Source organism: Tepidimonas aquatica (assembly GCF_007556585.1).
GTDB lineage: Bacteria > Pseudomonadota > Gammaproteobacteria > Burkholderiales > Burkholderiaceae_C > Tepidimonas > Tepidimonas aquatica.
Window position 1 is genome coordinate 42,931 of the sequence record NZ_VJNA01000004.1, and the last position, 23,682, is coordinate 66,612.

The window sequence follows — 23,682 nt, forward strand, 5'->3', positions numbered from 1 at the left end:
CGCATTATGCCACGAAACCGCTTCAGGCAGTCAGCAGCCACTCCACCACGCGGAAACACACCGCCGCCAGCACGGCCGTGGCCGGCACCGTGACGATCCAGGCCGCGATGATGCGCATCACCACCGAGCGCTTGACGACTTCTTGCTTGTAAGCTTTTTTGAACGCCTTGCGCTCTTTCTTGCTGAACCAGCCCGGCGCCAGCTCGCCCCGACGCTCCATCTCCTTGGCGCGCTTTTTCATCTCGGCCAGCATGCGCTTTTTCTCGTGCACCGGCGCCGCTTCGAAGCGCTGCAGGTAGGCTTCGACGATCTCGCGGTCTTCGCCCTGGTGGGCGGCGCGCACCACCGCTTCCATCTTGGCGTAGTTGACCTTGAGCAGCTCGCGCAAAAACCCGACGCCGAACACCGCACCGATCGATACGTGCGTCGTCGACACGGGCATGCCCAGCTGCGAGGCGATGATGACGGTGATCGTGGCCGCCATCGCGATGGCGTACGCACGCATGCGGTCGAGCTCGGTGATTTCTTTGCCCACCGTGATGATCAACTTGCCGCCGTACAGCGCCAACCCGATCGACAGGCCCAGCGCCCCCAGCACCATGATCCACATCGGCGTGGCCGCCTTGGCCACCACCACCCCGCTGAGCACGGCCTCGTAAATGGCCGCCAGCGGACCAATGGCGTTGGCCACGTCGTTGGCGCCATGCGCAAAGCTCAATAGCGCCGCGGCAAACACCAGCGGCCAGGTGAACAGTTGGTTGACCCCGTCTTTGCTGCTGGGCAGTTGCGCCGCCAGCCGCGCCACCGGGCCGCGCAGCGCGGCAAACACCACCACCGCCACCGCCAGGCCCGCCAACAGCGCCTGCCCAAACGAGATCTTCATCACGTTGTTGAGGCCCTTGAGCAGCAGGTACGTCGCGCTGGTCCATGCCATCGCGGCGATCAGCAGCGGCACACGCCGCGCGGCCGCCGCACCCATGTCAGCCTGGTACGTGATAAGGCGCTTGCTGACGTACAGCACCCCGGCCGCCACCGCCCCGCCAAACAGCGGGGACACCACCCAGCTGGCCACGATGGAGCCGATCGTGCCCCAGTTGACGATGCCCCAGCCCCCCGCCGCAATGCCGGCGCCGGCCACCGCGCCGATGATCGAGTGCGTGGTCGACACCGGCGCGCCCAGAACCGTGGCCAGGTTCAGCCACAGGGCGCCAGCCAGCAGCGCTGCCAGCATCAGCCAGGTGAAGCGTTCGGCCTGGGCAAAGGCCTTCATATCGATGATGCCGCCCTTGATGGTGCCCACCACCTCAGCGCCGGCGATGATGGCGCCCAGCGCCTCGAACAACGCCGCCAGCATGACCGCACCGCCCAGGCTGATGGCGCCAGCCCCGACGGGCGCCCCCATGTTGTTGGCCACATCGTTGGCCCCGATGTTCATGGCCATGTAGCCGCCCACGGCGGCGGCAATGACCAAAAACCACAGCGCCTGGGGGCTGAGGCCAGGTGTGCCGCGCACCATCAGGGCAGCCACGAGCCCGGCGGCCACCAGCGCCGCCACCGCCGCCGCCAAGCGCAGCGATTGTTCCAAATGCTCCCGCCCGGAGCGGGTCACGGGGGTCAAAATGGGTGTCATGACACGTCACGCGTTTGTCAAAAAACGCGCAAGCTTACCCTGAAACCCCGGCCGCAGCGCGGCGCTTCACCCCGGCAAACGCAAAAAGTGATCGCGGTAGTGCTGCAGCTCGTCGATCGACTCGTGCACGTCGGCCAGCGCCGTGTGGCGCTGCTGCTTCTGGAACGCCTTGTACACCTCGGGCCGCCAACGCTTGGCCAGCTCTTTGAGCGTACTGACGTCCAGGTTGCGGTAGTGGAAAAACGCCTCCAGCCGCGGCATGTACTTGACCAGAAAACGGCGGTCCTGCCCGATGCTGTTGCCGCACATCGGCGAGCTGCCCTTGGGCACGTAGCGGGCGATGAAATCCAGCAGCAACGCCTCGGCCTCGGCCTCGGTCGTGGTGCTGGCGCGCACTTTGTCGATCAGACCGCTTTTGCCGTGGGTGCCCTTGTTCCAGCTGTCCATGGCGTCCAGCACGGCGTCGTCTTGGTGTATCACCAGCACCGGCCCCTCGATGCGCGGCGTCAGGTTGGGACCGGTGACCACCACGGCCACCTCCAGCAGACGGTCGCGCTCCGGGTCCAGCCCGGTCATCTCACAATCGATCCACACCAGGTTTTGGTCGCTGCGCGGCAACGCCAGCGCTTCGGTGTCCAAGGTTTCAGGCAGGTGTTGCGGGTTGTCCATGGGGCGATTGTCGCCGATGGCGCCCCCGCCCCGGGCTTGCACTAGACTTCTTGCCCATGGACAATGGTATACCTGCAGCGTTGCTGTGCAGCGCAGCCTTTGCCGCGCTGCTGCTGGCGCAGTGGTTGGTGCGCGCCTGGTTGCTGACGCGCCAGATGCGCCACGTGGCCCGCCACCGCGCGCACGTGCCGCCCCCGCTGGCGGATCACCTCGACCTCACCACGCACCGCCGCGCGGCGGACTACACGTTGGCGCGCAGCCGGCTTGCGCTGTGGGAAGCCACCGCGCAAACCGCCATCGTGGTCGGCTGGACACTGCTGGGGGGGCTGGAAGCGCTGGACAAGGCCTTGCTGGCCTGGCTCGGGCCGGGGCTGCTGCAACAGGTGGCGCTGGTGGCCGCGTTCACGCTGATCGGGGCGCTGTTGGAGCTGCCGCTGGCATGGTGGCGCACGTTCCGGCTGGAAGCGCGCTTCGGCTTCAACCGCACGACGCTGGCGCTGTGGCTGGCCGACGGCCTCAAAGCCGCCGTGGTGGCGGCGCTGCTGGGGTTGCCGCTGGTGCTGGGCCTGCTGGCGCTGATGGAGCATGCCGGCCCGTGGTGGTGGGTGTGGGCGTGGGGCCTGTGGATGGGCTTCAACCTGCTGCTGATGGTGGTGTGGCCGCGCTGGATCGCGCCGTGGTTCAACCGCTTCGAGCCCCTGCCGCCCGACGGTGAGCTGCACCAGCGCCTGACCGCGCTGCTGCAACGCTGCGGGCTGCAGGCGCAAGGGGTGTATGTGATGGACGGCAGCCGCCGCAGCGCCCATGCCAACGCCTATTTCACCGGCCTGGGGCGATCCAAGCGCGTCGTGCTGTTCGACACGCTGCTGCAGCAACTGGCTCCCGCGCAGATCGAGGCGGTGCTGGCGCACGAACTGGGCCACGCCCAACTGCGCCACATCCCACGGCGGCTGGCCCTGCTCGGGGCCGGCAGCGCCGCGGCGTTGGCACTGCTGGCGTGGCTTGGGCAGCAGCCGTGGTTCTACTTCGGGCTGGGCGTCACGCCCGACCTGGCCGGGGGCAACGCTGCCCGCGCGCTGCTGCTGTTTTTGCTGGTGCTGCCGCAGGCGGGCTTTTGGGCCGCGCCGTTGATGGCCGCCTGGTCACGCCGCGACGAGTTCGCCGCCGACGCCTACGCCACCCGGCACGCCGACGCCCGGGCGCTGCGTGACGCGCTGCTGCGGTTGCACCGTGACAACGCCGCCACGGTCACGCCCGACCCGTGGTACGTGCGCTTTTTTTACACCCACCCACCGTTGCTGCAGCGCCTGCAACGGCTGCCCAACGCCGCATGAGTGCACGCCCCCACAGCCCCATCCACGTCACCAGCGCCCGCGGGCGCGTGGTCGCCAGCTACGGACGGCACCTGCTGGTGGAAACGGACGATGGCCGGCGCGTGCGCTGCCACCCGCGCGGCAAACGCACCGATGCCGTGGTCGGCGACATGGTGGACTGGCTGCCCTCCGGGGATGAGGGCGTCATCACCGCCATCCACCCGCGCCGCAGCCTGCTGCGGCGCCAAGACGAGCTGCGCACCAAGACGTTGGCGGCCAACATGGACCAGGTGTTGATCATGCTGGCGGCCGAGCCGGTGTTTTCCGACGAACACCTCACGCGCGCATTGATCGCCGCTCGCGACGCCGACGTCGCACCGCTGATCGTGCTGAACAAACGCGACGTGCAACCCGCCTTCGACGACGCCTGGCAGCGTCTGGAGCCGTACCGCGCGATGGGCGAAACGGTGCTGCCGCTGTGCGTGGGCGGCGCGCTGCCCGACGACGGCCTCGATACGCTGGTGTCCCATCTGCGCGGACGCGCCACGCTGATCATCGGCGCTTCAGGCGTGGGCAAGAGCACGCTGGTCAACCGGCTGGTGCCATCTGCGCAGGCGCAAACCCAGGCCATTTCGCGCGCGCTCGGCACCGGGCGCCACACCACCACCCACACCACGTGGTACTGGCTGGACGAGGCGCGCAGCGGCGCCATCGTCGACTCGCCCGGGTTCCACGCGTTTGGGCTGCACCACATCGAGCCGCGCCGCCTGGCCAGCCTGATGCCGGACATCGCCGCGCTGGTCGGGGGGTGCCGCTTTGCCAATTGCACCCACCGCCAGGAACCGGGCTGCGCCGTGCGCGCAGCGCTGGCGCCGCAGGGCCCGTTGTCCCCACGCCGCTGGCAGCTGTACCAGGCGTTGTACGACGAGCTGAGCCGCGCCCGGGCGCACGGCTGACGCGCCAGCCCCGCGCTCAGAACAGCCGCACCAGCACCGTCAGGCCCAACAGCAGCATCCACAGCACCACGCTGCGCCACACCAACCCCACCAGGGCCGCCAGATGGCTCAACTGCGGTGCGGGCCACGCCTGGGTGTCGAGCTCGGCCAGCTCGCCCGGTAGCAAGCGCACGTGGATCGCACCTTCGGTGGCGGCCAGCAGCAGCGCATCGCTGGGCGTGTTCCAGGGCGTGGCGTGTGCGCGCCAGCGCTCCAGCACATCCTCGAAGTGGCCGACGACGGCAAACGCCAATGCGGTGGCCCGCGCCGGCAACGCGTCCACCCAGCACCAGCCCTGCCGCGCCGCCGACGCCACCGCCGGACTGACCGGCTCCATCGGTGCGCAGGATGCCTCGCCTGCCCACGCGCGGCCCAGGCGCTCGGCCTGCCGGTACAGCACGGCCCCCGCCGGCCCCAGGCCCAACGCCGCCAACACCACGTAGGCCACCGCCACCCCCAGCACGTGCCGGTGCGCATCCAGCACGCCATGGGCAATCACCCGGCGCAGCAGCTCCTCGCGCGGCCAATCCACCGCCGGCACGCCACGCCACTGGGCGTACAGCGTGCGGGCGCGTGCCTCGTCACCGCTTTCCAGGGCAAAGCGTATCTCGGTGAACGGGTGGCTGAAATGCCGAAACCCCAGCGAGCTGACCAACACCGCCACGCTCCAGGCCAGCGCCAACAGCCCGTGCAGCTGCCACAGCAACCCATGCACCAGCGCCACCAACAGCGCCGGCACCACCACCGCCACCGCCCACACCAACCACCCCTGGGCGCTGTGCCCCGCGTCGAGCTGGCGGCGCACCGTCTCCGCCCAGCCCGCCAACGGGGCCGAGGCCGACAGCGGCGCCGCGGGCCGCCAGGCCTGGTCGATCAGCAACGCCAACAGCAGGGCAAACAACGTCATGGCTGCATGATAGCGGTGCTGGCCGCCAGCAAAAACCGGTACAGGTTGCGCAGCATGCCGGCGGTGGCCCCCCAAATGAAGCGCTCGGTGCCACCGTCGTCGTACGGCATCGACAGCCAGCGCCGGCGCACATCGCCCAGCACGAGCTCATGGTGCCGGTGGTGGCGCGGGTCCATCAGATGCGCCAGCGGCACCTCGAACACGTCGTCCACCTCGCGCGGGTCGGGCCGCCAAGCCCCCTCGGGACGCACCAGTGCGACGACCGGCGTGATATCAAAGCCCGAACCGGTGCTATACGTCGGCAGCGCCCCCAGCGGCTCAACCCACGCCGGCGGCATGCCCACCTCCTCGGCCGCTTCGCGCAGCGCGCAGCGCACCGGGTCGCCGCCGTCGGCCGGGTCGAGCTTGCCACCCGGAAACGCCACCTGCCCCCCGTGGGTGGGCAGGTGCAACGGGCGCTGGGTCAGCAGCACCTGCGGGCCCGCGCGCCACACCAGCGGCACCAGCACGGCCGCCGGGCGCGCCGGTCCGTCCACCCAGCGTGGCTCGGCACGCAGCTCCGGGGTCCACGCAGGGGGGGCCTGAAACACCTGCCGCAACCACGCGGGCGTGAGGCGCTCCACCGCCACACGCGGCAAATGCGTGTCCACCGCCACCACGGGCACTTGGCGCGGGTCGAAACTGGGCCTGCTCATCGCTTGCTCCTGGGGCCCCCATTGTGCCCTGCCCACCGCAGGGCACACCCATGCATGCCGTGCATAACGCCATCCCCCAACGGCGCTGGACAGCGCCCCACCGCGCGGCTATGCTGCGCGCCGTGTTCAACCCTGTAGACGTCTGCCATGAGCGACAACCCAATCCGCGTGGCCACCAGCCACGCCCTGCCCTCCTACCTCGACCCGCACCACCTGGGTCCGTGGGAGATTTTTCTGCAACAGGTCGACCGCGTCACACCTTACCTGGGCAACCTGGCGCGCTGGGTCGAAACCCTCAAGCGCCCCAAACGCATCCTGGTCGTCGATGTCCCCATCCAGATGGACGACGGCACGGTGGCGCACTTCGAAGGCTACCGCGTGCAGCACAACACCTCGCGCGGCCCGGGCAAGGGCGGCGTGCGCTACCACCAGGATGTGACCCTGTCCGAAGTGATGGCGCTGGCGGCGTGGATGTCGATCAAAAACGCCGCTGTCAACGTGCCTTTCGGAGGTGCCAAAGGAGGCATCCGGGTTGACCCGCGCAAGCTGTCGCTGCCCGAACTGGAGCGGCTGACACGCCGCTACACGAGCGAAATCGGCATCATCATCGGTCCCACCAAAGACATCCCGGCCCCGGACGTCAACACCAACGAGCGCGTCATGGCCTGGATGATGGACACCTACTCGATGAACGTCGGCGAAACCGCCACCGGCGTGGTCACCGGCAAACCCATCAGCCTCGGTGGCTCGCTGGGCCGCCACGAAGCCACCGGGCGCGGCGTGTACACGGTGGGTGTGCAAGCGGCGCGGCGCATGGGGCTCGACATCGCCGGCGCGCGCGTGGCTGTGCAAGGTTTTGGCAACGTGGGCGGCATCGCCGCCAAACTGTTTGCCGAAGCGGGCGCGCGCGTCGTCGCCGTACAAGACCACGCCGGCTGCGTTTACGCCGAGGCGGGTCTGGACGTGCCCGCGCTGCTGCGCCATGCCAAAGCCACCGGGTCGGTGGCGGGCTTCGAGGGGGCGCAGGCGCTGCCGCGCGAGCAGTTCTGGGACACCCCGTGCGACATCCTGATCCCCGCCGCGTTGGAGCAGCAAATCACCGAAGCCAACGCCCACCGCATCCAGGCGCGCCTGATCATCGAAGGCGCCAACGGCCCCACCACCCCCACGGCAGACGACATCCTGAACGAGCGCGGCGTGCTGATCGTGCCCGACGTCATCGCCAACGCCGGTGGCGTCACGGTGAGCTACTTTGAGTGGGTGCAGGATTTTTCCAGCTTTTTCTGGACCGAGGAGGAGATCAACCAGCGCCTGGTGGCGGTGATGAACAACGCGCTGGACGCCGTGTGGCACGTGGCCGACGACAAGGGCGTCACCTTGCGCACGGCCACCTTCATCGTGGCCTGCGAGCGCATCCTGCGCGCGCGCGACCTACGCGGGTTGTACCCCTGAGCCTCAATGCAGCGCGCCGTCGTCCAGCAAGGGGGTGTCGGGCAGCGGCAGCGCCGCGATGCCCTCCTCCCACAGCTCGGCGGCCTGGGCCAGCGTGGCGCGGCCGCGGATGCGGCGCTCGGGCGCCTGGCCGGCGTGCATCGCCCGCGCTTCGTCGACGAAGCGCTCGCCCACGTCCTCCGCGCTGCGCACCCAGGCCCGCAGGCGCCGCAGCAGCTCGGCCTGCGCCTGGCGACTCATCGGTGCGACGGGCTCAGCGGGCGCCTCGGCCGACGGCGCGGGCGCACGCTCAGCGGCCCGGCGGGTTTGGACGTACGGGGCGCTCACCCCCTTGTGCACGGCGCGGCTGCCACACACCGGGCACGCCAACAGGCCGGTTTCGCGTTGGTGCGTGTAATCGTCTTCCGAGCCAAACCAGCCTTCGAAAATGTGCCCGTGCTCGCAGACCAAGTCCAGCACCTTCATGGACGCGTCTCCTGCATCCAGGCCGACGTCGGCCGCCAGGACAGCGCCCAGCGGCCCGCCACAACCTGTTGCCACCACAGCAGGCCGACCAGTGTTTTGCCATCGGTCAGTTCGCCGCGCGCCACCGCAGCCAGCAGCTCGTCGCCCGACACCGTCAACACGTCCAAAAATTCGCCCTCATCGAGCGTGCGCGCTCCGGCCCGCAAACCACGGGCAAACCAGATTTCGATCACCTCGTTGGAGTAGCCAATGCACGGGTGCAGCACGCCGGCGCGCGCCCACTCGTCGGCCTCGTAACCGGTTTCCTCGCGCAGCTCGCGCGCGGCGCACGCCCAGCCCGTCTCACCGGGGTCCCGCTTGCCGGCGGGCAGCTCGATGAACACCCGCCCCACGGGGTAACGGAACTGCCGCTCCACCACCAGCCGCGTCGCATCCAGCATAGGCACGACCATCACCGCGCCCGGGTGGCGCACATAGACGCGCCGGGCTTGCCCACCGTCCGGCAGGCGCACGTCATCCTGGTGCAACGACAGAAAACTGCCCTGCCACAACGTACGTTGCAGCAGCGGCGTCTCAGTCAGGTCGTCGGGTTGCGGGTGCACGCGGGTGGCTCCACGGCACGTCAGTGGCGCACCAGGTAGCGCCACACGAAGCCGGGAAAGGCCAGCGTGGCAAACATGGCCGCGGTCACGGCGTAAAACTCCCAACGCTGCGGGTAGATCTGGCCCACCTGCGCTTCCAGCGCCAGCGACACGCCACCCACGGCGAAATACAGCAGCACCAGCTCCAGCAAGCGCCCCCACAACGGCTTGACGCCGCCGCGGGCCGGCAGCAACGCCAACCAGCGTTGGTTGACAAACGGCAGGTTGGCCCCCACGATGGCCAACCCAATCACGGTCCAGACGGCGGTTTGTAGCCCCATGCCCTTAGTCTAGCGGGGCTTACAAGACCGCGCGCAGCGCCTGGACACACAGGGTCATGAGGCCGCCCGGCAACACCCCCAGCACCAGCACCAGCGCGCCGTTGACGGTGAGCACCGCGCGGGTGGCCAGTGGCGCTTCGATGGGCGCGGTCTGCACCGGCGCATCAAAGTACATCACCTTGATGAGGCGCAGGTAGTAGAACGCCCCCACCAGCGAGGCCAGCACGGCAAACACCGCCAAGCCCACGGCCGCTTCGGCACCCGAAGCCAGCAGCGCCTGCAGCACGGCCAGTTTGGCGTAAAAGCCCACCAGCGGCGGCACACCGGCCAGCGAAAACAGGCACGCCGCCAACACGCCCGCGTACAGGGGGCTACGCTGGTTGAGCCCGGCGAAGTCCTCGATGTCCTCGGACTCGAAGCCGGCGCGGGTGAGCAGCAACAGCACGCCGAAGGTCGCCAGCGTCGTCAGCATGTAGGTAACGATGTAAAACATCGCCGCGCCCCAGGCGTCGGCCATGCCGCCACGGCCGCCATCGGCCACACCGCCCACCAGCGCCAACAGCATGAAGCCCATCTGCGCAATCGTCGAAAACGCCAGCATGCGCTTGACGTTGCGCTGCGCGATCGCGGCCAGGTTGCCCACCAGCAACGACGCCACCGCCAGCGTGGCCAGCATGGGCTGCCACTGCGCCGCGGCCAGCGGCAGGCTCTCGGCCAGCAACCGCACGACGATGGCGAACGCCGCCAGCTTGGGCGCGCCGGCGATCAGCAAGGTCACCGCCGTGGGCGCACCGTGGTAGATGTCCGGCACCCACATGTGGAACGGGACCACGCCCAGCTTGAACGCCAGCCCGGCAACGACGAACACAATGCCCAGCGTCAACACCAGCGGCTCGCGCACGCCGCCGGCCACCGCCTGCGCCACCGCGGGTACGTGCAGGCTGCCGGTGGCACCGTACACGAGCGACAACCCGTACAGCAGGAAACCGCTGGCCAGCGCCCCCAACACAAAGTACTTCATCGCCGCCTCGGTGGCGCGCACCTCGTCGCGGCGCAACGCCACCAGCGCGTAGCTGGACAGCGTCAACAGCTCCAGACCCAGGTACAGCACCAGGTAGTGGTGGCCACTGATCATGATGAACATGCCCAGCAGCGCAAACATCGACAACGTGAACAGCTCGCCGCCACGCAGCATGTCGCGCGCGCCGGCGTACGGCCGCGCGTACACCAGCGTCACCATCAGCGCCACGGTGGCAAAGCATTTGAGCCACGCGGCCAGCGGGTCACTGACGATCATGCCACCAAAGCCCACCAGCGTCTGGCCACTGCTGGCCAGGTAGCCTTCCAACACCGCCACCACCGCCAGCGTCAACTGGGTCAAGCGGTAGGTGGCATCGCGCAGCGGCGTGTCGACGAACAGGTCGTACAGGGCGATCACGCACGCCATGCCGAGCAACAGCAGCTCCGGCGTGGCGGTGGCCCAACTGACGGCATCGATCATCGTGAGGTCGCTTTCTTGCAAAAGGTTAGGCAACGGTCAGCCCAGCTTGGACACGGCCACATGCTTGAGCAGTTGCTGCACCGCCGGGTCCATTGCGTCGGTGAAAGGCTTGGGGTGGATGCCCAGGTACAGCACCATCACCGCCAGCAGCGCCAGGATCAGGTATTCGCGCGCGTTGATGTCCTTGAGCGCCTTGACGTGCTCATGCACCGGTGCGCCCAGGTACACGCGCTTGAACATCCACAGCGAGTACGCGGCGCCCAGGATCAGCGACGTTGCAGCCAGCATCGCGATCCAGAAGTTTTCACGCACGGCGGCCAGGATCACCATCCACTCACCGACAAAGCCGGCCGTGCCCGGCAGCCCCGCGTTGGCCATCACGAACAGCGCGGCAAAGGCGGCAAACGCCGGCATCGTGTTGACCACACCGCCGTAGTCCTTGATTTCGCGCGAATGCACACGGTCGTACAGCACGCCAATGCACAGGAACATCGCCGCCGACACAAACCCGTGCGCGATCATCTGCACCAGCGCACCACTGACGCCCAGGTCGTTGAACAGGAACAACCCCAGCGTGACGAAGCCCATGTGCGCCACCGACGAGTAGGCCACGAGCTTTTTCATATCCTGCTGCACCATCGCCACCAGGCCGACGTAAATCACCGCCACCAGCGACAGGCCGATGATCAGCGGCGCCCACTGATGCGCGGCGTCCGGCGTGATCGGCAGCGAAAAGCGCAAAAACCCGTACGCGCCCAGCTTGAGCATGATGGCCGCCAGCACCGCTGAGCCACCTGTGGGCGCCTCGACGTGCACGTCCGGCAACCAGGTGTGCACCGGCCACATCGGCACCTTGACGGCAAACGCCGCCAGGAAGGCGAAGAACAGCGCCGACTGCACGTCCGCGCCCAGCGGCAGCTTCCACCAGGTGGCCAGGTCAAAGCTGCCACCCGACACGTTGTACAGGTACAGCAGCGCCACCAGCATCAGCAGCGAGCCCAGCAGCGTGTACAGGAAGAACTTGAACGCCGCGTAAATCTTGTTCGGGCCACCCCAGATACCGATGATGATGTACATCGGGATCAGCGTGGCTTCGAAGAAGATGTAAAACAGCATCGCGTCCAGCGCCGCGAACACGCCGATCATCAACCCCGACAGGATCAAAAACGCCCCCATGTACTGGTTGACGCGCTCGGTGATGACCTCCCAGCCGGCGATGACAACGATCACCGTGATGAAGGCGGTCAGCGGGATCAGCCACAGCGAAATGCCGTCCACGCCCAGGTGGTAGTGCACGTTGAAGCGCTCGATCCACGGCGCCTTTTCGACGAATTGCATCGCCGCCGTGCTCGTGTCAAAGCCGGTGATCAGCGGCACCGTCACGGCCAGCCCGAGCAGCGCCCCGATGAGCGCGGTCCAGCGCACGGCGCCGGCATGCTCGTCACGCCCCAGCGCCAGCAGCACCGCGCCAAACAGGATCGGCGTCCAAATCGCCAGACTCAACAAACCCATGCTGTCGTTCTCCTTATCGGGCGAGCCAGACGAAGTACATCATGAACGCCAACACGCCCAGGATCATCACGAAGGCGTAGTGGTACAAAAAGCCCGTTTGCAGCCGCCGCACCACGCTGGCCAGCGCGCCCACGAGCTTCCAGCTGGCGTTGACGACGCCGGTCTCGATGACCCCGCGGTCGCCGCCCTTCCACAGTCCCACGCCCAGCGCGCGCGCCGCGCGGGCGATGATGTGCTCGTTGATCCAGTCCATGTAGTACTTGTTTTCCAGCACCACAACGATGGGACGCAGCGCCTGCGCGATGCGGCCTGGCAAGTCCGGGCGCACCAGGTACAGGTACCAGGCGCTGACGGCGCCGGCCAGCGCCAGGTACAGCGGCGGCGTGCTGAAGGCGTGCAGCGCCATCGCCAGCGGGCCGTGGAACGCTTCGGCAAACGCCGCCATCGCCGGGTGCCTGTCGGCATGGACCTCGATCGACGCGGCGAGGAACTCGCCGAACAGCATCGGCTCGATGGTCAAGTAGCCGATGACCACCGACGGCACCGCCAGCAACAGCAGCGGCGCGGTCACGACCCACGGCGACTCGTGCGGCTTGCCGTCGCCGTGGTCGTCGTGGTGGTCGTCATGGCCGTGGTGCGCGTCGGGGTTTTGGTCGTAGCGCTCAGGCCCGTGGAAGACCAGGAAGTACACCCGGAACGAGTAAAACGACGTCACGAACACACCCGCCAGCACCGCGGCGTAGGCCAGGCCCGAGGCCGGCAGGTTGCTGGCGTGCACCACCTCGATGATCGCGTCCTTGGAATAAAAGCCCGAAAACAGCGGCGTGCCGATCAGCGCCAGCGTGCCCAGCAGGAAGGTGATCCACGTGATCGGCATGTACTTGCGCAGCCCACCCATGTAGCGGATGTCCTGGTTGTGGTGCATGCCGATGATGACCGAGCCGGCCGCCAGGAACAGCAGCGCCTTGAAAAACGCGTGCGTCATCAGGTGAAACACCGCCACCGAGTACGCCGACGCCCCCAGCGCCACCGTCATGTAGCCCAGCTGCGACAGCGTCGAGTAGGCCACCACGCGCTTGATGTCGTTTTGGATGATGCCCAGCAGCCCCATGAAAAACGCCGTGATCGCCCCGATGACCAGGATGAAGTTCAGCGCCGCATCGGACAGCTCGTAAATGGGCGACATGCGCGCGACCATAAAAATGCCCGCCGTCACCATCGTCGCCGCGTGGATCAGCGCCGAGATCGGCGTGGGGCCTTCCATCGAGTCGGGCAGCCAGACGTGCAGCGGGAACTGGGCGCTTTTGCCCATCGCGCCGATGAACAGGCAGATGCCGATGACGGTCACCAGCATCACGTCCTGCCCCAGCACGTACCACGGAAACTCGATACCGGCCAGCTGCGGCGCCTTGTCGAAGATTTCGTTGTAGTTCAGCGTGCCGGTGTACGCCGCCAGCAGGCCAATGCCCAAGATGAAGCCGAAGTCACCCACGCGGTTGACCAAAAACGCCTTCATGTTGGCAAAGATGGCCGTGGGCTTGTTGAACCAGAACCCGATCAGCAGGTACGACACCAGGCCCACCGCCTCCCAGCCGAAAAAGAGCTGCAGCAGGTTGTTGCTCATGACCAGCATGAGCATCGAGAACGTGAACAGCGAGATGTAGGCGAAGAAGCGGTTGTAGCCCGGGTCGTCTTCCATGTAGCCGATGGTGTAGATGTGCACCATCAGCGACACGAAGGTCACCACGCACATCATCATCGCGGTCAGGCCATCGACCAGGAAGCCGATTTCCATCTTGAGGCCGCCGATGACCATCCATTCGTAGATCGTCTGGTCGAAATACGCGCCGTCCAGCGCCACACGCTTGAGCGTGATGGCCGACAGGATGAACGCGACCAGCACCCCCAGGATGGTGAGGCTGTGCGCCCAGCGCCGCCCGATCCAGTTGCCCCCCAGGCGGGTCCCGAAGATGCCGGCCGCGGCCGCCCCGGCGAGCGGGGCCAGCGGCACGGCCAGCAGCATGCTTGCGGAAAGTGTCGTCATGGTCTGTACAGAGGCTCGGGTGGTGGGCTCAACCCTTGAGGGTGTTGAGCGTTTCGACGTCGATCGACGACTTGTTGCGGAACAACAGCACCAGGATCGCCAAGCCGATCGCCGACTCGGCCGCCGCCACGGTCAGGATGAAAAACACGAACACCTGCCCGTGCAAGTCACCCAGGTAGTGGGCAAACGCGACGAAATTGAGGTTGACCGCCAGCAGCATCAGCTCGATGGCCATCAACAGCACGATGAGGTTTTTGCGGTTGAGAAAAATCCCCACCACCGACAGCGCGAACAGGATCGCGCCCACCGACAGAAAGTGCCCGATACCCAGGCTGCCCAATGTGTTCATGCCCCCTCCTCCTGGCCGGCGGCGGGTGCGCTCGCCACGCGCGCCGGCGGCACCGACAGCACGCGCAGCCGCTGCGTCGCCTTGACGCGCACCTGCAGCGACGGATCGACGGTCTTGGTGTCTTTGCGGCCGCGCAGCGTCAGCGCGATGGCCGCGATCATGGCCACCAACAGGATCACCGCGGCGACCTGGATCGGGTACAGGTAGTCACGGTACAACAGCCGACCCAGCTCCAGCGTGTTGTTGTGGTCCGGCGCGTGCATCGCGCGGCTGGCCACCGCGGGGTCGGCCGTGGCGGTGGGAAAGCCCGCCCACACCACCGCGATCAGCTCGGCGCTGACCACCGCGCCCAGCAGCAGCGCCAGGGGCAGGTGTTTCCAAAAGCCCGCGCGCATCGCGTCGACGTTGATGTCGAGCATCATCACGACGAACAGGAACAACACCATCACCGCGCCCAGGTACACCAGCACCAGCGCGATGCCGAGGAACTCCGCCTTCAGCAGCAGCCACAGCGCCGCGGCTTGCGAAAACGCCAGCATCAGGTACAGCACCGCGTGCACGGGGTTGCGCGCTGTGACGACGCGCAGCGCCGCCAGCAGCAGCACCGCTGAAAACAGGTAGAAAAATCCAGCGACGAAATCCATGGTCTGTTCGCCCGCAGGCCCCTTGTCGTATTAGCGGTACTTGGCGTCGGCCGCCTTGGCCGCCGCGATCTCTTTTTCGTAGCGGTCACCCACGGCCAGCAGCATCTCTTTGGTGAAGTACAGGTCGCCGCGCTTTTCGCCGTGGTACTCGAAGATGTGCGTCTCGACGATGGCGTCAACCGGGCACGCTTCTTCGCAAAAGCCGCAAAAGATGCACTTGGTCAGGTCGATGTCGTAGCGCGTCGTGCGGCGGGTGCCGTCGTCACGCTGCGCCGACTCGATCGTGATGGCCATCGCCGGGCACACCGCTTCGCACAGCTTGCACGCGATGCAGCGCTCCTCGCCGTTGGGGTAACGGCGCTGGGCATGCAACCCACGGAAGCGCGGCGACAGCGGCGTCTTTTCTTCCGGGTACTGCAGCGTCACCTTGGGCCGCAACGCATAGCGCCCGGTCAGGGCCATGCCCTTGAACAGCTCCAGCAGCAAAAAGCTCTTGAAAAAATCTTTCAGCGAAAACGGGGCAACGGCGGTGGGGGACATGCGACAGCCCTCCTTCACTTCCACGGGTTCCAGGCGGTCTGCATCACGGCGCCGACCACCAGCAGCCAAATCAGCGTCACCGGGATGAACACCTTCCAGCCCAGGCGCATGATCTGGTCGTAGCGGAACCGCGGGAACGTGGCGCGGATCCAGATGAACATCGAAACCACGATGGCGGTCTTGAGCCCGAGCCACACCCAGCCGGGGATGGCGTTGAACAGCTCGCTGTCGATCGGGGGCAGCCAGCCGCCCAGGAACATCAGCACCGCCAGGATCGACACCAGCCACATGCTGGCGTATTCGGCCAGGAAGAAGATTGCAAAGCCCATGCCGGAGTACTCGACCATATGACCGGCCACGATCTCGGCTTCACCTTCGACGACGTCGAACGGGTGGCGGTTGGTTTCGGCCACGGCCGAAATCAGGTACACCATAAAAATCGGCAACAGCGGCAGCCAGTTCCACGACAGGAAGTTGAGCCCCATGTCGGCCGCCACCCCGCGCGACTGCGACGCGACGATATCGGCCAGGTTCAGGCTGCCCGCGGTCATCACCACCACCAGGAAACAAAAACCGATGGCGATTTCGTAGCTGACCATTTGCGCCGACGCGCGCAACGCGCCGAGGAACGCGTATTTGGAGTTGGACGCCCAGCCGGCGATGATGACGCCGTACACCTCGATCGAGGTGATGGCCAAAATCACCAACAAGCCCGCGTTGATGTTGGCCAGCACGACGTCCGGACCGAACGGCACCGCCACCCAGGCCGCCAGCGCCGGCATGATGGCCAGCACCGGCCCCAACCGGAACAGCCCGCCGTTGGCGGCGGTGGGCCGGATCAGCTCTTTGGTCAGCAGCTTGAGCGCGTCGGCGATTGGCTGCAACAGGCCAAACGGCCCGACGCGGTTGGGCCCCAGCCGCACCTGCATCCAACCCAGCAGCCGCCGCTCCCACCACGTCAGGTAGGCCACCAGCAGCATCAGCGGCACCAGCAGCACCACGATTTTCAGCAGGATCCACACCACCGGCCAGCCCGCCTGCGTCCACCACGCGGCGTTGCTCAGGCCTAGGCCACCTTGGTAAATCGCGTCGATCATGCGCACACTCCTGTAGCGGCCGCCGCGCGCGCGGCGCGGGCGTCGGCGGTGGCTTGCAGCGCCGGAGCACGGCGCACCAGGGCGTCGAGCTGGTAGATCGACGCCACGCACGGCGCGCGACGCGCCGGCGCCAGGTTCAGCGCCGCGGTGGTGGTGTTGTCCAGCCGCTCGGCGGGCACAAACGCACCGTCGGCCACGCCGGGCAGCGCCGCAGCGAGCACCTCCTGCGACGACGTCTGCTCAAAGCCCGGCAGTTGCAGCATGTTGCCCAGCACGCGCAGCACCTTCCAGGCCGGCCGCGTTTCGCCCAGCGGCTTGACCACAGCGGCGAAGCTCTGCAACCGACCCTCGGCGTTGACGAACGACCCCGACGTTTCGGTGAACGGCGCCACCGGCAGCAGCACGTCACTGACGTCGAGGTTGGTCTTGAACGGGCTCAGCGTCACCACCAGATCGGCTTGCGCCAGCGCTTGGCCGGCGCTGGCGGTGTCGGCGCCCAGCTCCACCCCCAGCAGCAGCGCCGCCTTCAGCGTGCCACCGTCCAGCATGTGGGCGGCATCCAAGCCGCCAGCGCCCGGCACGGCGCCGACGAGCTGTGCGCCCACGGTGTTGGCCGCTTCGGTCAGGTAGCCCCACGCCGCGCCGGTGTGCTGCGCGATCCACTGGGCCAACGCCAGCAGCGTGGCGGCCCGTTCGTGGTGCGCCGCCGCGTTGCCCAGCAGCACCGCCTTGCGCTGCCCGCCCATCAAGCTGGCGGCGATGCGCTGCGCCGCGTCGTCGGCTTGGACACCCTCGGTGCCCGCCGGCGCGGCGACCCCGCTCGCCTGGGCCACCGCCACCGCCACGCGCGCCAGCGCCGCCGCCCAGTCGGTGGCGGGCGCGGTCAACACCGCGTGCAGCGGCATGGCCCAGTCGGGTTGCGCCTCCACCAGCGCCGACACCTGCGCGCCATGGCGCACCGCCTGGCGGATGCGCTGCGCGAACAGCGGGTGGTCTTTGCGCAGGTTGGAGCCGACGACCAGCGCGCGCTCCAGCGTCGACAGCTGCGCAATCGGCAGGCCCAGCCAGCGCGCCTTGCCGGCCGGGGCCACGTTGTCGAACGCGTGCGCGCGCAGCCGATGGTCGATGTTGGGGCTGCCCAACCCCTCCATCAACGCGCGCGCCAGCGCCAGCTCCTCCACCGTGGCGTGGGGGCTGGCCAGCAGCCCGATGGCGGCGGCGCCGTGCTGCTCGCGGACACCCCGCAGGCCGTTGGCGACAAACTCCAGCGCCGTCTTCCAGTCCACCGTGTGCCACTGGCCGCCTTGCTTGACCATGGGCTGCGTCAGGCGATCAGGGCTGTTGAGCGCTTCGTAGCTGAAGCGGTCTCGGTCGGCGATCCAGCACTCGTTGACCTCTTCGTTTTCCAGCGGCACCACGCGCAGCACGCGGTCGCCCTTGACCTGCACCACCAGGTTGGCGCCGGTAGCGTCGTGCGGGCTGATGCTCTTGCGCCGCGCCAGCTCCCAGGTGCGCGCGGCGTAGCGGAACGGTTTGCTGGTCAGCGCGCCCACCGGGCACAGATCGATCATGTTGCCCGACAGCTCCGAGTCGACCGTGGCCCCGACGAAGGTTTCGATCTCGGAGTGCTCGCCGCGGTGGCTCATGCCGAGCTCCATCACCCCCGCGATCTCCTGACCGAAGCGCACGCAGCGCGTGCAGTGGATGCAGCGGCTCATCTCCTCCATCGAGATGAGCGGGCCGACGTTTTTGTGGAAAACGACGCGCTTTTCTTCCTCGTAGCGCGACTGGGTGCCGCCGTAACCCACCGCCAGATCCTGCAGTTGGCACTCGCCGCCCTGGTCGCAGATCGGGCAGTCCAGCGGGTGGTTGATGAGCAAAAACTCCATCACGGCCTTTTGCGCCTTGATGGCCTTGTCGCTCTTGGTGCGCACCACCATGCCCATCGTCACCGGGGTGGCGCACGCCGGCATGGGCTTGGGCGCCTTTTCGACGTCCACCAGGCACATGCGGCAGTTGGCCGCGATGGACAGCTTCTTGTGGTAGCAAAAGTGCGGGATGTACACGCCCGCCTTTTCGGCCGCATGCATGACCATGCTGCCGGGCGGCACCTCCACCTTTTTGCCGTCGAGTTCGATTTCCACCATGGTGGGGCTTCCCTCAGACATACGCCGGGACCATGCAGGTCTTGTGTTCGACGTGGTATTCGAATTCGTGGCGGAAGTGCTTGATCATGCCGCGCACCGGCATCGCCGCCGCGTCGCCCAGCGCGCAGATGGTGCGGCCCATGATGTTTTCGGCCACGTTGTCCAGCAGTTCCAAATCCTGCGGACGGCCCAAACCGCGCTCGATGCGGTCCACCACCCGCCACAGCCAACCGGTGCCCTCGCGGCACGGGGTGCACTGGCCGCAGGATTCGTGCATGTAAAAGTAGCTCAGCCGCTGCAGCGACTTGACCATGCAGCGCGTCTCGTCCATCACGATGACGGCCCCCGAGCCCAGCATCGAACCCGCCTTGGCGATGGCGTCGTAGTCCATCGTCAAGTCCATCATGATGTCGGCCGGCAGCACCGGCGCCGACGACCCGCCCGGAATCACCGCCTTGAGCTTGCGCCCGCCGCGCACGCCGCCGGCCAGCTCCAACAGCTTGGCAAACGGGGTGCCCATCGGGATTTCATAGTTGCCGGGGCGCTCGACGTCGCCGCTGACGGAAAAGATTTTCGTGCCGCCGTTGTTGGGCTTGCCGACCTCCAGGTAGGCCTGCCCCCCATGGCGGATGATCCACGGCACCGCGGCAAACGTCTCGGTGTTGTTGATCGTGGTGGGCTTGCCGTACAGGCCGTAGCTGGCCGGAAACGGCGGCTTGAAGCGGGGTTGGCCTTTTTTGCCCTCCAGCGACTCCAGCAACGCGGTTTCCTCGCCGCAGATGTAGGCGCCCCAACCGTGGTGGGCGTGCAGTTGGAAGCTGAACGTGCTGCCCAGGATGTTGTCGCCCAGGTAGCCGGCGGCGCGGGCTTCTTCCAGCGCCTCCTGGAAGCGCTCGTAGACCTGGAAGATCTCGCCGTGAATGTAGTTGTAGCCGACGCTGGCCCCGATGGCGTACGCCGCGATCGCCATGCCCTCGATGACGATGTGCGGGTTGTGCATCAGGATGTCACGGTCCTTGCAGGTGCCGGGCTCGCCCTCGTCGGAATTGCACACCAGGTACTTTTGGCCCGGGAACTGGCGCGGCATGAAGCTCCATTTGAGGCCGGTGGGGAAGCCGGCACCGCCGCGACCGCGCAGCGCGCTGGTCTTGACCTCGGCAATCACTTCGTCCGGCGTCATGCCGGGCCCGCCGTCCTTGCCCAGGATTTTGCGCAGCGCCTGGTAGCCGCCGCGCGCTTCGTAATCCTTCAGGCGCCAGTTGGTGCCGTCCAGCCCGGCGTAAATTTGGGGCTGAATGTGGCGGCCGTGGAAGCACGTCTGCACCCCCGTGGCCTGAAACTGCTGCAGCAGTCGCTCGACGTTCATGCCTTGTCCTCCGCAGCGGCCGCGCGCAGGCCGTCGATGAGCTGATCGAGGCGCTCGGGCGTCATGAAGCTGCACATATGGCGGTCGTTGACGAGCATCACCGGCGCGTCGGCGCACGCCCCCAGGCACTCGGACTGCTGCAGCGTGAAGCAGCCATCGGCCGTGGTGCCGCCGGGCTCGACACCCAGCTTGTCCGCCAGGTAGCGCAACGTCTTGGCGCCATCGCGCAGCGCGCACGGCAGGTTGGTGCAGACGTTGAGCTTGAAGCGCCCCACCGGCTGCTGGTTGTACATGTTGTAAAAGGTCGTGACCTCGTGCACGGCCATTGGCGCCATGCCCAGGTACTGCGCCACCGCCAGCTCCGCGGCGGGGCTGACCCAGCCCTGCTCTTGCTGGACGATGGCCAGGCACGCCATCACGGCCGACTGCTTTTGGTCCGGCGGGTATTTGGCCACCTCGCGCGCGAAGCGCGCCAGCGTGGCCTCGGACAGCACCATCGGCTCCACGGTGCGGGTGTCGGTGCTCATCGGTCGATCTCTCCAAACACGATGTCCAGCGTGCCGATGATGGCCACCGCATCGGCCAGCATGTGCCCGCGTGCCATTTCGTCCAGGCACGACAGGTGCACAAAGCCGGGCGCGCGAATCTTGAGGCGGTACGGCTTGTTGGCGCCGTCGCTGACGATGTAAATGCCGAACTCGCCCTTGGGGTGCTCCACCGTTGCGTACGCCTCACCCGGCGGCACGTGCATGCCTTCGGTGAACAGCTTGAAGTGGTGGATCAAGGCCTCCATGTCGGCCTTCATGCGCTCGCGCGGCGGCGGCGCCACCTTGGTGTTGTCGGTGATCACCGGACCGGGGTTGGCACGCAACCAGTCAACGCACTGCTTGATGATGCGGTTGGACTGGCGCATTTCCTCCATGCGCACCAGGTAGCGGTCGTAGGTGTCGCCGTTGGTGCCCACCGGAATGTCGAACTCGAGGCGGTCGTACACCTCGTAGGGCTGCTTTTTGCGCAGGTCCCACGGGATACCCGAGCCGCGCAGCATTGGCCCGGTCATGCCCATGGCCAGCGCCTTTTCCGGCGGCACGACGCCTATGCCCACCGTGCGCTGCTTCCAGATGCGGTTGTCGGTCAGCAGCGTGTGGTACTCGTCCAGGTACTTCGGAAAGCGTTGCGTGAAGTCGTCGATGAAGTCCAGCAGCGAACCCTGGCGGTTGCGGTTGAGCGCCTCGGTGGCGCGCGCGCTGCGCACGCGGCTGGGCTTGTGCTGCGGCATCGTGTCGGGCAAGTCGCGGTACACCCCGCCGGGGCGGAAGTACGCCGCGTGCATGCGCGCGCCCGACACCGCTTCGTACATGTCAAAAAGGTCTTCGCGCTCGCGGAAGCAGTACAGCAAAATCGTGGAGCTGCCGCAGTCGTTGCCGTGCGAGCCCAACCACATCAGGTGGTTGAGCAGCCGGGTGATTTCGGCGAACATCACGCGGATGTACTGGGCGCGGATCGGCACTTCGATGCCCAACAGCTTTTCGATCGCCAGGCAGTACGCGTGCTCGTTGCACATCATCGACACGTAGTCCAGGCGGTCCATGTAGGGCAGCGCCTGGATGTAGGTCTTGTGCTCGGCGAGCTTTTCGGTGGCGCGGTGCAACAGCCCGATGTGCGGGTCGGCGCGCTGCACCACCTCGCCGTCGAGCTCCAGCACCAGGCGCAACACACCGTGCGCGGCGGGGTGCTGCGGACCGAAGTTGAGGGTGTAGTTTTTGATCTCTGCCATGTGCGATCCGACTGCGGCGCGGCGGGCGCGTCAGTGCAGGCCTCCGTAGGCGTCTTCGCGGATGATGCGTGGGGTGATTTCGCGCGGCTCGATCGTCACCGGCTCGTACACCACGCGCCGGCGCTCGGGGTCGTAGCGCATTTCGACGTGCCCCGACAGCGGGAAGTCTTTGCGGAACGGGTGGCCGATGAAGCCGTAGTCCGTCAGGATGCGGCGCAGGTCCGGGTGGCCTTCGAAGACGATGCCGAACAGGTCGAACGCCTCGCGCTCGAACCAGTTGGCCGACGGCCACACGTCGATGACCGAGTCCACGACCGGGAAGTCGTCATCCGGACAAAAGGTGCGCACGCGCACGCGCTGGTTCAACGTCACCGACAACAGGTGCACGACGACGGCAAAGCGTGGCCCCTCCCACGCGCCGTTGCCATAGGCGGAGTAGTCCACGCCGCACAGATCGATGAGCTGCTCGAAGCGGCAACCTGGCGCGTCGCGCAGCGTCTGCATGGCGTCGTGGTAGCGTGCCGCGGGCACGACGACGGTGACCTCGCCGCGCTGCAGCTCGACGCGCTCGGCCACGCCCTGCAAGGCCGCCGCGACGGCGTCGCGCACAGCCTCGGGCGCCGGCCGCTCGGTTTGCTGCGCCAGCGCCGACCAGCGTGCGGCGTCGAAGCTCGTGGTCATCGGATTTCCCTCCTCAGTGGGTGCGCGGCGCTCACACCCGCGCGATGGTGTGGGTACGACGGATCTTGTGCTGCAGCTGGATGATGCCGTACAGCAGCGCTTCGGCCGTCGGCGGGCAACCCGGCACGTACACATCCACCGGCACGATGCGGTCACAGCCACGCACGACGCTGTAGCTGTAGTGGTAGTAGCCACCGCCGTTGGCGCACGAGCCCATGCTCAACACCCAGCGCGGCTCGGCCATCTGGTCGTACACCTTGCGCAGCGCCGGCGCCATCTTGTTGCACAGCGTGCCGGCCACGATCATCAGGTCGGACTGGCGCGGGCTGGCGCGAAACACCTCGGCGCCAAAGCGCGCGATGTCGTAGCGCGCGGTGGCCGCGTGCATCATTTCCACGGCGCAGCAGGCCAGGCCGAATGTCATCGGCCACAGCGAGCCGGTTTTGGCCCAGTTCATCACCGCGTCGTAGCTGGTGGTGACGAAGCCTTGCTTGAACACACCTTCGATCATGGGCTGCTCCTGGTCAGTGTGCGGGCGCTTACCAACGGCAGCGCGCGGCGGCGTGGTCGGTCATTCCCAGTCCAACGCGCCCTTTTTCCATTCGTAGACAAAGCCAACCACCAGAATCATGAGGAACATGACCCCGGCCCAAAAGCCGGTGGCGCCGATGTCGGCAAACGCCACCGCCCAGGGGATCAGGAAGGCGATTTCCAGGTCGAACAGAATGAACAGGATGGCCACGAGGTAGTAGCGCACATCGAACTTCATGCGCGCGTCCTCGAAGGCCTCGAAGCCGCATTCGTAGGGGGAGTTTTTTTCCGGATCGGGACGGTTCGGCCCCAACAGGTAGCCAAATACCTGGGGGAGTACCCCGACCGCCAAGCCCACGAGGAGAAACAGGAGAACGGGCAGGTACTGCTCGAGACTCACGGTCGTGTCTCCGGAAAAAGGCGCCCTGGAGGCGCCTGTGGTGAT

At 67.2% G+C, this 23,682-nt stretch carries 24 protein-coding genes; 3 read left to right on the forward strand and 21 right to left on the reverse strand.

What is annotated here, in order from left to right; all coding sequences use genetic code 11:
• Window positions 1-22: 22 nt before the first annotated feature.
• Window positions 23-1,630, reverse strand: a complete 1,608-nt coding sequence (locus Taqua_RS02100) for an inorganic phosphate transporter (RefSeq protein WP_144324382.1) — start codon at window positions 1,628-1,630, stop codon at window positions 23-25.
• A 66-nt stretch (window positions 1,631-1,696) separates the two neighbouring features.
• Window positions 1,697-2,299: an oligoribonuclease gene (orn, locus tag Taqua_RS02105; protein WP_144324383.1), complete on the reverse strand. Its 603-nt coding sequence runs from the start codon at window positions 2,297-2,299 to the stop codon at window positions 1,697-1,699.
• Window positions 2,300-2,355: 56 nt separating this feature from the next.
• Here orn and Taqua_RS02110 point away from each other — a divergent pair, with 56 nt between their 5' ends.
• Entirely contained in the window at window positions 2,356-3,633 is a 1,278-nt protein-coding gene (locus Taqua_RS02110; RefSeq protein ID WP_144324384.1) for a M48 family metallopeptidase, read from the forward strand.
• A complete protein-coding gene (rsgA, locus tag Taqua_RS02115) occupies window positions 3,630-4,568 on the forward strand; it encodes a ribosome small subunit-dependent GTPase A (protein WP_144324385.1) in 939 nt (312 codons plus the stop codon). The genes Taqua_RS02110 and rsgA overlap by 4 nt, the downstream gene beginning before the upstream one ends.
• A 16-nt stretch (window positions 4,569-4,584) precedes the next feature.
• Here the strand turns inward: rsgA and Taqua_RS02120 are convergent, their stop codons facing one another.
• Both Taqua_RS02120 and Taqua_RS02125 read right to left on the reverse strand, forming a co-directional pair.
• Complete coding sequence (locus Taqua_RS02120; RefSeq protein ID WP_144324386.1) at window positions 4,585-5,514, reverse strand: CobD/CbiB family protein; 930 nt, start codon at window positions 5,512-5,514, stop codon at window positions 4,585-4,587.
• Window positions 5,511-6,209 (reverse strand): CoA pyrophosphatase, encoded by a 699-nt coding sequence (locus Taqua_RS02125; RefSeq protein WP_144324387.1) that lies wholly within the window; start codon window positions 6,207-6,209, stop codon window positions 5,511-5,513. Before Taqua_RS02125 ends, Taqua_RS02120 begins: the two co-directional genes overlap by 4 nt.
• 147 nt (window positions 6,210-6,356) lie before the next feature.
• Here Taqua_RS02125 and Taqua_RS02130 point away from each other — a divergent pair, with 147 nt between their 5' ends.
• Window positions 6,357-7,661, forward strand: a complete 1,305-nt coding sequence (locus tag Taqua_RS02130) for a Glu/Leu/Phe/Val family dehydrogenase (RefSeq protein WP_144324388.1) — start codon at window positions 6,357-6,359, stop codon at window positions 7,659-7,661.
• Between the two features lie 3 nt (window positions 7,662-7,664).
• On the opposite strand, the gene Taqua_RS02135 is transcribed toward Taqua_RS02130, so the two are convergent.
• The 17 genes from Taqua_RS02135 to Taqua_RS02215 are packed head-to-tail and all read right to left on the reverse strand — an operon-like array spanning window position 7,665 to window position 23,637.
• Window positions 7,665-8,126, reverse strand: a complete 462-nt coding sequence (locus Taqua_RS02135; protein WP_144324389.1) for a DUF1178 family protein — start codon at window positions 8,124-8,126, stop codon at window positions 7,665-7,667.
• A complete protein-coding gene (locus Taqua_RS02140; RefSeq protein ID WP_144324390.1) occupies window positions 8,123-8,728 on the reverse strand; it encodes an NUDIX domain-containing protein in 606 nt (201 codons plus the stop codon). Before Taqua_RS02140 ends, Taqua_RS02135 begins: the two co-directional genes overlap by 4 nt.
• Before the next feature lie 20 nt (window positions 8,729-8,748).
• Window positions 8,749-9,048, reverse strand: a complete 300-nt coding sequence (locus Taqua_RS02145) for a DUF2818 family protein (protein ID WP_144324391.1) — start codon at window positions 9,046-9,048, stop codon at window positions 8,749-8,751.
• Between the two features lie 19 nt (window positions 9,049-9,067).
• The gene (gene nuoN / locus Taqua_RS02150) at window positions 9,068-10,549 is read right to left on the reverse strand and encodes an NADH-quinone oxidoreductase subunit NuoN (RefSeq protein WP_144324392.1); all 1,482 of its coding nucleotides are present in this window, start codon (window positions 10,547-10,549) and stop codon (window positions 9,068-9,070) included.
• 36 nt (window positions 10,550-10,585) lie between these two features.
• Window positions 10,586-12,061: an NADH-quinone oxidoreductase subunit M gene (locus tag Taqua_RS02155; protein ID WP_132961332.1), complete on the reverse strand. Its 1,476-nt coding sequence runs from the start codon at window positions 12,059-12,061 to the stop codon at window positions 10,586-10,588.
• A gap of 13 nt (window positions 12,062-12,074) precedes the next feature.
• The gene (nuoL, locus tag Taqua_RS02160) at window positions 12,075-14,105 is read right to left on the reverse strand and encodes an NADH-quinone oxidoreductase subunit L (RefSeq protein WP_144324393.1); all 2,031 of its coding nucleotides are present in this window, start codon (window positions 14,103-14,105) and stop codon (window positions 12,075-12,077) included.
• A gap of 28 nt (window positions 14,106-14,133) precedes the next feature.
• On the reverse strand, window positions 14,134-14,454 hold the full coding sequence (gene nuoK, locus Taqua_RS02165) for an NADH-quinone oxidoreductase subunit NuoK (RefSeq protein WP_132961330.1): 321 nt from the start codon (window positions 14,452-14,454) through the stop codon (window positions 14,134-14,136).
• Entirely contained in the window at window positions 14,451-15,098 is a 648-nt protein-coding gene (locus tag Taqua_RS02170; RefSeq protein WP_132961329.1) for an NADH-quinone oxidoreductase subunit J, read from the reverse strand. Before Taqua_RS02170 ends, nuoK begins: the two co-directional genes overlap by 4 nt.
• A 30-nt stretch (window positions 15,099-15,128) precedes the next feature.
• Window positions 15,129-15,638 carry an NADH-quinone oxidoreductase subunit NuoI gene (nuoI, locus tag Taqua_RS02175; protein WP_132961328.1) on the reverse strand — a complete coding sequence of 170 codons (510 nt, stop codon included), beginning with the start codon at window positions 15,636-15,638 and terminating at the stop codon, window positions 15,129-15,131.
• Window positions 15,639-15,652: 14 nt separating this feature from the next.
• Window positions 15,653-16,735 (reverse strand): NADH-quinone oxidoreductase subunit NuoH, encoded by a 1,083-nt coding sequence (gene nuoH, locus Taqua_RS02180; RefSeq protein WP_132961327.1) that lies wholly within the window; start codon window positions 16,733-16,735, stop codon window positions 15,653-15,655.
• The gene (gene nuoG, locus Taqua_RS02185) at window positions 16,732-18,882 is read right to left on the reverse strand and encodes an NADH-quinone oxidoreductase subunit NuoG (RefSeq protein ID WP_144324394.1); all 2,151 of its coding nucleotides are present in this window, start codon (window positions 18,880-18,882) and stop codon (window positions 16,732-16,734) included. The genes nuoH and nuoG overlap by 4 nt, the downstream gene beginning before the upstream one ends.
• 13 nt (window positions 18,883-18,895) lie before the next feature.
• Window positions 18,896-20,248 carry an NADH-quinone oxidoreductase subunit NuoF gene (gene nuoF, locus Taqua_RS02190; RefSeq protein ID WP_144324395.1) on the reverse strand — a complete coding sequence of 451 codons (1,353 nt, stop codon included), beginning with the start codon at window positions 20,246-20,248 and terminating at the stop codon, window positions 18,896-18,898.
• Window positions 20,245-20,775 carry an NADH-quinone oxidoreductase subunit NuoE gene (nuoE, locus tag Taqua_RS02195; protein ID WP_185969535.1) on the reverse strand — a complete coding sequence of 177 codons (531 nt, stop codon included), beginning with the start codon at window positions 20,773-20,775 and terminating at the stop codon, window positions 20,245-20,247. Before nuoE ends, nuoF begins: the two co-directional genes overlap by 4 nt.
• Window positions 20,772-22,025: an NADH-quinone oxidoreductase subunit D gene (locus tag Taqua_RS02200; RefSeq protein WP_144324396.1), complete on the reverse strand. Its 1,254-nt coding sequence runs from the start codon at window positions 22,023-22,025 to the stop codon at window positions 20,772-20,774. Before Taqua_RS02200 ends, nuoE begins: the two co-directional genes overlap by 4 nt.
• A 30-nt stretch (window positions 22,026-22,055) precedes the next feature.
• On the reverse strand, window positions 22,056-22,706 hold the full coding sequence (locus tag Taqua_RS02205) for an NADH-quinone oxidoreductase subunit C (RefSeq protein WP_144324397.1): 651 nt from the start codon (window positions 22,704-22,706) through the stop codon (window positions 22,056-22,058).
• A gap of 31 nt (window positions 22,707-22,737) precedes the next feature.
• Window positions 22,738-23,217 (reverse strand): NuoB/complex I 20 kDa subunit family protein, encoded by a 480-nt coding sequence (locus Taqua_RS02210; protein WP_132961323.1) that lies wholly within the window; start codon window positions 23,215-23,217, stop codon window positions 22,738-22,740.
• 60 nt (window positions 23,218-23,277) lie between these two features.
• Window positions 23,278-23,637, reverse strand: a complete 360-nt coding sequence (locus Taqua_RS02215) for an NADH-quinone oxidoreductase subunit A (RefSeq protein WP_144324398.1) — start codon at window positions 23,635-23,637, stop codon at window positions 23,278-23,280.
• Window positions 23,638-23,682 lie beyond the last annotated feature (45 nt).